Below are 4,554 nucleotides of genomic sequence, written 5' to 3'. Positions count from 1 at the left end.
GGTGGGGCCGTTGTGGGCGGCGATGGTGAGTCGGCCGTCCCAGGGGGCGAGTAGTTCGGCTGTTTCGTTGGAGGGGAGCGGGATGGAGGCCATTCCGCCCTGGCCGCTGATGGCGAGGATGGCCTGGCTGCGCAGGGCGGCGATGCGGGCGCCGTCTTCGAGGGTGAGGGCTCCCGCGACGGTGGCGGCGGCGATCTCGCCCTGGGAGTGGCCGATGACGGCGGCGGGCTGGATGCCGAGGGACTGCCAGAGTTCGGCGAGGGCGACCATGACGGCGAACAGCGCGGGTTGGACGATGTCGACACGCCCGAGGTCGAGGGTGCCGCGTAGGGCATCGGTGAGCGACCAGTCGACATACGGGGCGAGAGCGGTCTGGCAACGGGCGATCGATGCCGCGAACACGGGCGAGGTGTCGAGGAGTTCGGCGCCCATGCCGATCCACTGCGACCCCTGGCCGGGGAACACGAACACCGGACGCTCGACCGTGCCGGTGCCGGTGGGGGTGGTGCCGTCGGCGATGGCGCTCAGGGCGTTCAGCAGTTCCTCGTGGTTGTGCCCGAGGGCGACGGCCCGGTGTTCCAGCTGGGCTCGGCCGGTGAGGAGGGTGTGGCCAATGGCCCGCAGGTCGGTGTCGGGGTGGTCCTGGAGGAAGGCGGCCAGCTGTCCTGCCCGCGCGCGCAGGGCGTTGTCGTCCCGCGCGGAGAGCACCCACGGCACCACGGGGAGAGTCGAGTCGGCTGCGGAACCCTCCGGCGAAGCGGCGGGGGCCTCCTCCAGGATGACGTGCGCGTTCGTCCCGCTGATCCCGAAGGCGGAGACGCCCGCGCGGCGCGGGCGCCCTTCTTCCTGCGGCCACTCCCGTGCCTCGGTGAGCAGTTCGACGGCGCTGGAGGACCAGTCCACATGCGAGGTGGGCTCGCTGATGTGCAGGGTGCGCGGCAGCACGCCGTGCCGCATCGCCATCACCATCTTGATGACTCCGGCGATCCCGGCGGCCGCCTGGGTGTGCCCGATGTTGGACTTCAACGAGCCCAGCAGCAGCGGGCGTCCGGCGGGCCGGTCCTGTCCGTAGGTGGCGATCAGGGCCTGGGCCTCGATCGGGTCGCCCAGCCGGGTGCCGGTGCCGTGGGCCTCCACCGCGTCGACGTCGGCTGCGGCGAGCCGGGCGTCCGCGAGCGAGGCCCGGATCACCCGTTGCTGCGACGGCCCGTTCGGCGCGGCCAGCCCGTTGGAGGCGCCGTCCTGGTTGAGGGCGGATCCGCGGACCACGGCGAGCACCGGGTGGCCGTTGCGGCGGGCGTCGGAGAGTCGCTCGACCAGCACCACGCCGACGCCCTCGGCGAGGCCGAAACCGTCGGCGTCGTCGGAGAACGCCTTGCAACGGCCGGTCCCGGACAGCGCGCCCATGCGGCTGAAACCGATGAACGAGTCGGGGGTCGGCATCACCACCGCACCACCCGCGATCGCCATCGAGCACTCGCCGGCCCGCAGGGCCCGGGTGGCCAGGTGCAGCGCGACCAGTGAGGAGGAGCACGCGGTGTCGACGGTGATGGCCGGCCCCTCCAGGCCGAACGAGTAGGCCAGCCGGCCGGAGATGACGCTGGTGACGCTGCCGGTGATGACGTAGTCCTCGATGGTGGCCGACGCGTCGGCCGATCGGACGCCGTACCCGTGCTGCATGGCGCCGACGAAGGCACCGGTCTTGCTGCCGCGCAGGGTGGTCAGGTCGATGCCGGCCCGCTCGAAGGCCTCCCAGGAGGTCTCCAGCAGCAGTCGCTGCTGCGGGTCCATCGCCAGTGCCTCGCGCGGGCTGATCCCGAAGAACCCGGCGTCGAAGCCGTCCACGTCCCGGACGAAGCCGCCCTGCTGGCCGGGCACCGCGTCCAGGTCCCAGCCGCGGTCGGTGGGCAGGTCGGAGACGACGTCGCCGTCCGTGGCGAGCAGCTGCCAGAGCTGCTCCGGCGACGTCACACCACCGGGGAAGCGGCACGCCATGCCGACGATCGCGATCGCCTCGTCGTCGTCTGCCGCGGCGGTCGGTCCGGCCGGGGCGGCCACCTCAGCTGCCCCCAACTCAAGGACATCGCGCCGCAGTTGGGCGGCGAGCGCGGTCGGCGTCGGGTAGTCGAAGACCAGCGTCGCCGGGAGGCGCAGGCCGGTGGCGGACGCCAGCCGGTTGCGCAGCTCGACCGCCGTCAGCGACTCGAACCCCAGCTCCTTGAAGGCCCGGTCGGGCCGGATGCCGTCCGCGGTCATGTGCCCCAGCACCGCGACGGCGTGCGTGGTGACGAGGTCGGTGAGCAAGCGGAGCTGGTCCGGCTCGGGCAGGTCCGCCAGGGACTGCCGGAGCTCGGACCCGGAGCCGGTCGAGCCGACCGAGCCGGCCGCCGTCTCGGCGGAGGACGCCAGCACGGCGCGCACCTCGGGGAGTTCGGCGAGCAGCGGACTCGGGCGCACCGCGGTGAACAGCGGGACGAAGCGCTGCCAGTCGATCTCGGCCACCGCGACGAAGGTGTCGTCGTGGTCCAGCGCCTGCTGCAGGGCGGCGACCGCCAGCTCGGGGGCCATCAGCGGCAGGCCCTGTCCGCGCACGCGTCGACGGGTGCGTTCGACGTCCAGGTCGCCGAGGTTCTTCCAGGTGTTGACGGCGTCCTCCCAGACGCCCCAGGCGACCGACACCATCGGCAGGCCGCCCGCGCGGCCCTGCTCGGCCAGGGCGTCGAGTGCCGCATTGGCGGCCGCGTAGGCGGCGTGGTCACCGCTGCCCCAGAAACCGGCGATCGAGGAGAACAGCACGAAGGCGTCGAGTCGGTCCGGATCGAGCAGGTCGATCAGGTGCCGGGCACCGTCCACCTTGGCGGCCAGCACCTGGTCGAGGCTCTCCAGGGTGGTGTCGGCGACGGACGTCAGGTCGATGAACGCGGCCGTGTGCAGGACGGCCCGCACCGTGTGGCCGTCCGCCCGGAGCCGGTCGAGCAGCCCGGCCACCGCGTCGTGGTCGGCCACGTCGCACGCGGCCAGGGTGACGGCCACGCCCCGCTCGTCCAACTCGGCGGCCAGGTCCGAAGCACCCGGGGCGTCCGGGCCCGAGCGGCTGGCCAGCACGAGGTGCTCGGCGCCGTGGTCGGCCAGCCAGCGTGCGAGCCGGGGCCCGAGGCTCCCGGTGCCGCCGGTGACCAGCACCGTGCCCCTCGGACGCCAGTCCCGAACGGGCTTGGTGTCGCCGAGCGGCGCATGGACCATCCGCCGTGCGAACAGTCCGGCCGTACGGACCGCCACCTGGTCCTCGTCGGAGGAACCCGAGAGCACCCGGGCCAGCTGACCGAGCGCCCGCTCGTCAGGCTCCTCGGGCAGGTCGACCAGTCCACCCCAGAGTTGCGACTGCTCCAGTGCGACGACCCGGCCGATTCCCCACAGTTGGGCCTGCACCGGATCCGCCGGGGCGTCGGACGGTCCGGCGCACACGGCACCGCGGGTGGCGCACCACAGCGGCGCCCGGAGGCCGAGGTCGGCCAGCGCCTGGATTAGCGTCAGCGTCAGGGCGAGGCCGCTCGTCACGGTGCGCTTCCCCGGGTGGCGACGGGCGTCCAGTCCGAGGAAGGACAACAGGCCGGCCGGGCCGGACTCGCCGTCGTCGAGCACCCCGCGCACCCTTGCGGCCAGGACGTCTCGGTCCGCGTCGGCCTCGCCCGCCTCCAGGAGCACGGGCCGGGCGCCGCGCAGGCCGAGGAAGCGTACGGCCTCGGTGACCCAGGCGTCGTCGGCGTGGCCCGTGGGGATGACGACCAGCCAGGTACCGGAGAGGGAGGACGTGGCGGCCCCGGGCACGGGCTTCCAGGCGATCCGGTACCGCCAGTCGTCCACCGCCGAGCGGTCGCGGTTCTGCCGGTGCCACGAGGAGAGCGCAGGCAGCAGGACGCTCAGCGACCGTCGTTGCTCGTCGTCGTCCACCTGCAGCGTCGCGGCCACGGCGGCGACGTCATGCTCCTCGACGGCCTCCCAGAAGCCCGCGTCCAGCGTGCTGTACCCCGCCGGGGAAGCGGAGGCGACGGCAGTGTCCTCGATCCACAGGTGCTGGTGCTGGAAGGGGTAGGTGGGGAGGTCGGGGTGGGTGCCGGGGGTGAGGAACGGGGTCCAGTCGACGGGGTGGCCGTGGGTGTGGAGGTGGGCGAGGGAGGTGAGCAGTCGGCTGAGGCCGCCTTCGTTGCGGCGGAGGGTGCCGGTGGTGACGGTGGGGTGGTCGGTGGTTTCGGTGGTGTCCTGGATGGCTGTGGTGACGACGGGGTGGGGGCTTGCTTCGATGAAGGCGTGGTGGCCGTCGGTGAGGGCGGCGCGGATGGTGTCGGTGAAGCGGACGGGTTGGCGGAGGTTGGTGTACCAGTAGTCGGCGTCGAGTCGGGTGGTGTCGAGTCGGTTGCCGGTGACGGTGGAGTAGAGGGGGATGGTGGCTTGCCTCGGGGTGATGCCGGCGAGTTGTTGGGCGAGGTGGTCGCGGAGTTGTTCGACGTGGTGGGTGTGGGAGGCGTAGTCGACGTCGATGCGGCGGGCGCGGAT

The 4,554-nt window shown here is 73.0% G+C and carries 1 protein-coding gene; it reads right to left on the bottom strand.

The window, feature by feature from the left end; translation table 11 throughout:
- A partial coding sequence (locus OP86_RS36275; protein WP_033334348.1) for a type I polyketide synthase occupies positions 1–4,554 on the bottom strand: 4,554 nt, incomplete at both ends.

This window comes from Streptomyces novaecaesareae (genome assembly GCF_000716875.1).
Taxonomy (GTDB): domain Bacteria; phylum Actinomycetota; class Actinomycetes; order Streptomycetales; family Streptomycetaceae; genus Kitasatospora; species Kitasatospora novaecaesareae.
Note: the sequence above shows the minus strand (reverse complement) of the source record. Positions and strands in the feature narration are given on the sequence as shown.